Source organism: Tissierellales bacterium (assembly GCA_035301805.1).
GTDB lineage: Bacteria > Bacillota > Clostridia > Tissierellales > DATGTQ01 > DATGTQ01.
On sequence record DATGTQ010000084.1, the window covers coordinates 1 to 5,480 of the forward strand.

Genomic DNA, 5,480 nt, shown 5'->3' on the forward strand with positions numbered 1-5,480 from the left:
CATCTGGACACATAATAGCACAATTTGCACATCCTATACACTTTTCCATATCCACTATTGTTGCTGGATGATAACCTTTAGAGTTTATTTTGCTATCATCTAAGGATATGATCTTTGTAGGACATACGCTTACACATAGTCCACATCCTTTGCAAAGGCTTTCATCAAATGTTACTCTTCCTTTTACTTTGGCCATCAAAAACCCTCCTTATGTTTTATTAAATTAAAGCATCCAATTTTCCCTCATGTAAAGCTTTATTGGAAAGATTTCTCCCTCCATGTTTTTAGGTAATTCCTTTGCCACATTTTCTAATGTGGATATATATTTAATTGGAATATCAAGCTTATTTGATACTTCTTGAGCTAGTTTTTGGCCTTTTAATACATCTTCAACAGTAGTACTTTTTAACATATGAGTATTATTAACTATACCAGTGATTTTAGCTCTTGCATTATCCTCTATTTTCTTAAAATATTCTATAGCTTTATCTGCTGTTTCAGTTTCTGGCCTATTAGCATTTAATACGTAGAACATATCATATTTATCTTCTTCCAAATATTTATAATATCTTCCTAAAGCTCTAGCCCCTACGTGGTCTCCACCAACATCTATAATATAGTCATAGCTTTCATCTTGGAAAGGACCATAAACTTCTGGAGATACAGCAGGAATATCTACTGCTGAAGCCTCAATAGAACTAGAGATTACCTTTATACCTTCTTTTTTTAATAATTCCTTCTTTTCTCTAGACCTAAAATAAAGATTTACTATATCTAAATCAGCTAGTGCAACCTTTCTCCCATTTCTAGCCAGCTTAACAGCATAGTTTATACTAAATTCTGTTTTTCCACTACCATAATGTCCTATTATAATTCGTACTCTTTTATCTTCTATCATACTGTCACCGGATTCCAATAGTATTCCTTAACCTCCTCATCACCTTTTAAAACTCTTAATCCTCCTTCAGCTAATGCAAATAACTCATCTTCTCCAGGATAAACTTTAACCTTACTTATAAAATTAATTCTTTCTATAATCCATCCTATAAATAATTCATCATGGGCTATTCCACCTGTAAGAATTATTCCATCTACTTCACCTTTTAAAACTGCTGAACAACTTCCTATTTCTTTTGCTACCTGATAGGCCATTGCTTCATATATTAATTTAGCTTCATTATTACCAGTTTCAATCATCTCTCTAACTTCTCTAGCGTCGTTAGTACCTAAGTAAGAAACTAGCCCACCTTTACCTTTTATTTTCTTTTTCATTTCATTATGAGTGTACTTTCCGGAGTAACAAAGATTGGCTAAATCTCCAACTGGAAGGCCACCTGTTCTTTCAGGCGAAAATGGTCCTTCTCCATCTAGGGCATTGTTTACATCTATTATCCTGCCGTTTCTATGGGCCCCCACGGAAATTCCTCCACCTAAGTGAGCTACTATTAAATTCATATCTTCATATTTTTTATCTTCACTTTTTGCAAATTTTCTTGCAACAGCTTTTTGATTCAGTGCATGAACTATACTTTTTCTTTCTATTTCAACCATTCCAGAAATTCTAGCTATATCCTCTAATTCATCTACTACCGTTGGATCTACAATATAGGAAGGCTTGTCTATACTCATAGCTATTTCATTAGCAATAATCCCACCTAAGTTAGAAGCATGCTCCCCTAATACTCCAACTTTTAAATCTTTAATCATTCTTTCACTCACTCTATAAGTTCCACCTTCTATAGGCTCTAAAAGCCCTCCTCTGCCCACTACTGCATCTAATGAATTCACATCTATATTATTCTTCTTTAAAGCTCCTAAGATGATTTCTTCTCTAAATTGATATTGATCATATATTCTATCAAACTTTGAAAGTTCTTCTACGGAATGCCTTAAAGTTTCTTCAAAGATACTTAATTCATCATCGAAGACAGCAATTTTTGTAGAAGTTGAACCTGGATTTATTACAAGTAACCTAAAAGTTTTTTTCATTTAATCCTCCTTTAAATCTTTGATGCCCTAAGAACCCCTAAGGCAATAGAATATAGTTTTGCTTCTTTAGTATCTGTTCTAGAAGTTAGAACTATTGGTGCCTTAGTTCCTGCTATAATTCCAGCACTTTTTGCTTTAGCAAAATAAGTCAAAGATTTATAAAGCACATTTCCTGCTTCAATATTTGGTACTAATAAAATATCTACATCTCCAGCCATGTCACTTTCCACACCTTTATGTATAGCTGCCTCCTTTGAAATAGCATTATCTAAAGCAAAAGGTCCTTCTACAACACAACCTAATATTTCTCCTCTTTTATTCATATTTTCTAATTCTTTAGCATGAACTGTTGCCTCCATCTTATTGGAAACCTTTTCCTTTGCCCCAATAACAGCCACCTTTGGTTCTTCAATATCTAAACTATGAGCAAGCTCTACAGCATTATCAATAATTTCTTTCTTTTGATCTAAACTCGGAGCTATATTCATAGCAGCATCTGTTACAAATAGTACCTTATGATAAGTAGGAACACTGAAAACTACTACATGACTTATTAATTTTCCAGTTCTCAATCCTATTTCTTTATCTAAAACTTGTTTCATAATAACTGCTGTATCTATTAAACCCTTCATAAGTACTTCTGCTTGCCCAGAACTTACTAATGATACAGCTTTTCTACAAGCCTTTTCCCCATCCTTTTCGTTAATAATTTCAATATTCAATAAATCAAAATTTAATTCTTTTGCAATTTCTCTTATCTTTTTTTCATCTCCAACTAAGATAGGTTCAGCAATACCTTTTTCTGTAGCTTCTTTTACTGCACCAAGAACATCAATATCCTCAGCAACTGCAACGGATATTTTTTTCGGCCCTTTTTTTTGTGCTAAATTTAATAAATCAGTAAAACTTTTAGCCATTAAAACAACACCTCATCTTCATAAATTTTTTCCTTCTCTACATTCTCTAATACTCTAAGAGCACCTAGATTTAGTGCTTCCATTTCATCCTCTCCAGGATAAACTATTACCTTTGCAATAAATTCTATCATATCCTTTATATAACTTGTCAAGTGTTTGGAATAAGTTAATCCACCTGTAAGTACAATATTCTCTACTTGTCCATTTAATACAGCAGCCATTGCCCCTATTTCCTTACCTATTTGGTAGCACATAGCATTATAAACCAGTTCAGCTTTTTTATCTCCTTTGGCAATTTTATTCTCAACTTCTCTTCCATCCATAGTACCTAAATAGCTCACTAATCCACCTTTGCCTTTAAGCATTTTTTTAACTTTTTCATGGGTATATTCTCCTGAGTAACAAAGTTTTACTAAATCTCCTACTGGAAGACCTCCTGCTCTCTCTGGTGAAAAGGGCCCCATTTCTCCTGCGTTGTTTACATCAATTATTTTCCCTTCCTTAATAGGAGCAATAGATATCCCTCCTCCTAAATGAGCTACTATCAAATTTAAATCTTCTAATTTTTTCCCAAGCTCTCCTGCTCTCCTGTAAGAGACAGCCTTTATATTTAATGCATGTACTAAAGATCTTCTTTCAATTTCCTTTAGGCCAGATATTCTTGCAATATCCTCAAATTCATCAACAGATACTGGATCTACTATATAGGCCTTAATTTTTTCCCTATCTGCTATTCCTTTAGCTAAAATACCACCTAAATTCGAAGCATGTTCTCCCTGAATACCTTTACCTAAGTCTTCTAACATTTTATCCGTAACTAAATAAGTCCCACCAGGTATGGACCTTAGTAAACCACCTCTTCCCACAACAGCCCTTAAGGAAGAAGTAGTTATATTAATTTCATCCATCCACTTGTAAATTAAATCTAGCCTATACTCATACTGATCTGAAACTTTACTAAACTGCCCTATTATTTCTCCACTATGAAAAATCTTATTTTCTTTTAAAAGTTTCTCTTTCTCATAGATTGCCACCTTTGTAGAAGTAGAACCTGGATTTATTGCAAGTATATAAGGTCTTGACATTTCATCACCCTTCCTAATCCTTTGTTAAAACAACTTTCATACTTGTTGGTGTAATTATTAATTCTACTCCATCTAATTTTTTTACATTCACCTTTACATTATGGGTTCCCTCAGATAAATCTTGTAGATTAATTTCTGGGGTAAAATCCTTCTTTGATAATCCTCTAACTCTACTTTCTAGTCCTTTCGCTGAAATAGTTATAGTATTAGTAGATTCATTCCTATCTAAGTGAAACTCCGGATCTAAACCCTTTATTTCCACATCATCTAGACCGTATTTAAAGGATAGGGTTTGAACTTTCTCTACCGGTTGTTCTTTTTCTGTCACCGGCTCTTCTTCTATTTCTTCTTCAGAATCCTCACGTTTTTTTGCGTCAAAGATAATCTTAACTTTCTCATTTGGATCAACTAATTCTACACCTTTTGGTAATTCTAATTCTAAATACCCTCCATTATTTCCTATTAAATCATTTACATTTATTGATGCTGTCTGTATATAATTAATTTTATCGATAACTTCTTTTTTACCTTTTATTTTAACATTTCCAGGATATGCTTTCATATTTGATATATTATAATCATCAGGCAATTGACCCTCTGTCTGTATTTCTACAGGAACAGTTTTTATTTTGTATACGGGAATATATACTTGAACCTTAGTTGGATTTTTGTCAATACCTTTTATTTCTTTTCCATTTTCATCTAAAATCTTTATAGGCAGATTCAAATTAATATCCGTAGTCCTTCCTGCTATATCAGCAATAGCCACAATCTCAGAAATAGAATCCATTAAAGTCTTAGGTCCTTTAAGAAATACTGAGGAAGATTTAACCTCTATATCTCCCATAACATAACCTGATTCTAACTTCCCTTCTGTTTTTATGGCTACCATTTCTTCTTTCCTAGAAATATCATCAAATTCAAAAGGAATTACTTTAGGATCATAGTCAACTAATCTTACTCTACTACTATTTATTTCTACATCAACAGGTACCTTCTTAGTTCCTTCACTATATCCTTCTAAATCTATTTTGGCAGTAATATCATCTTCTGATATTTTAACCATATCACTTCTTCTGCCAGCTAATTTTACATTTACTGTAGCTTCTTCTGGGTTTAAGGCTACAATTCCTGCATTTTCTAGATTATCAACATTAGTAAAGATTACATCTATATTCCTAAATTCTTTTGTAATTTCTGGATTAACTTCGCTAGCTACATAAGTCCACATAATTATAGCTATTACTAAGGCAAAGATTTTAATGGTAATATTATTCTCCTTCTCCTTGCTCATTTTTACGCCTCCACTTTACAATAAAACTTTGTTTTTGTTTCTTGGGTTTATATACATCTAATAATATTTGTTTTAATGTTTTCACATCTAAGTATCTAGCAAGACTGCCATTTTCAGCAATAGATATTGCCCCTGTTTCTTCTGAAACAACGATTGCTAAACCATCGGATTTTTCAGAAATACCAAGAGCTGCTC

7 protein-coding genes are annotated in these 5,480 nt (G+C 32.9%); all 7 read right to left on the reverse strand.

Going from position 1 to position 5,480, the window contains the following annotated elements; all coding sequences use genetic code 11:
• Window positions 1–196 (reverse strand): 4Fe-4S binding protein (locus VK071_03875; GenBank protein ID HLR34452.1); only part of this gene is annotated, 196 nt, incomplete at its 3' end.
• 27 nt (window positions 197–223) lie between these two features.
• The gene (locus VK071_03880; GenBank protein HLR34453.1) at window positions 224–916 is read right to left on the reverse strand and encodes an ATP-binding protein; all 693 of its coding nucleotides are present in this window, start codon (window positions 914–916) and stop codon (window positions 224–226) included.
• The gene (buk, locus tag VK071_03885; GenBank protein HLR34454.1) at window positions 895–1,989 is read right to left on the reverse strand and encodes a butyrate kinase; all 1,095 of its coding nucleotides are present in this window, start codon (window positions 1,987–1,989) and stop codon (window positions 895–897) included. The genes VK071_03880 and buk (VK071_03885) overlap by 22 nt, the downstream gene beginning before the upstream one ends.
• A gap of 11 nt (window positions 1,990–2,000) precedes the next feature.
• Window positions 2,001–2,906 carry a phosphate butyryltransferase gene (ptb, locus tag VK071_03890; GenBank protein ID HLR34455.1) on the reverse strand — a complete coding sequence of 302 codons (906 nt, stop codon included), beginning with the start codon at window positions 2,904–2,906 and terminating at the stop codon, window positions 2,001–2,003.
• Complete coding sequence (buk, locus tag VK071_03895; protein ID HLR34456.1) at window positions 2,906–3,991, reverse strand: butyrate kinase; 1,086 nt, start codon at window positions 3,989–3,991, stop codon at window positions 2,906–2,908. Before buk (VK071_03895) ends, ptb begins: the two co-directional genes overlap by 1 nt.
• Window positions 3,992–4,004: 13 nt before the next feature.
• Window positions 4,005–5,285 carry a CdaR family protein gene (locus tag VK071_03900; GenBank protein HLR34457.1) on the reverse strand — a complete coding sequence of 427 codons (1,281 nt, stop codon included), beginning with the start codon at window positions 5,283–5,285 and terminating at the stop codon, window positions 4,005–4,007.
• Window positions 5,263–5,480 (reverse strand): DNA integrity scanning protein DisA nucleotide-binding domain protein (locus VK071_03905; protein ID HLR34458.1); only part of this gene is annotated, 218 nt, incomplete at its 5' end. The genes VK071_03905 and VK071_03900, both read right to left, overlap by 23 nt.

Bases quoted from the DNA above. Each gene is read 5' to 3' on its own strand.
- buk (HLR34454.1), bottom strand. From the start codon at position 1,989: ATGAAAAAAACTTTTAGGTTACTTGTAATAAATCCAGGTTCAACTTCT.
- ptb (HLR34455.1), bottom strand. From the start codon at position 2,906: ATGGCTAAAAGTTTTACTGATTTATTAAATTTAGCACAAAAAAAAGGG.
- buk (HLR34456.1), bottom strand. From the start codon at position 3,991: ATGTCAAGACCTTATATACTTGCAATAAATCCAGGTTCTACTTCTACA.
- VK071_03900 (HLR34457.1), bottom strand. From the start codon at position 5,285: ATGAGCAAGGAGAAGGAGAATAATATTACCATTAAAATCTTTGCCTTA.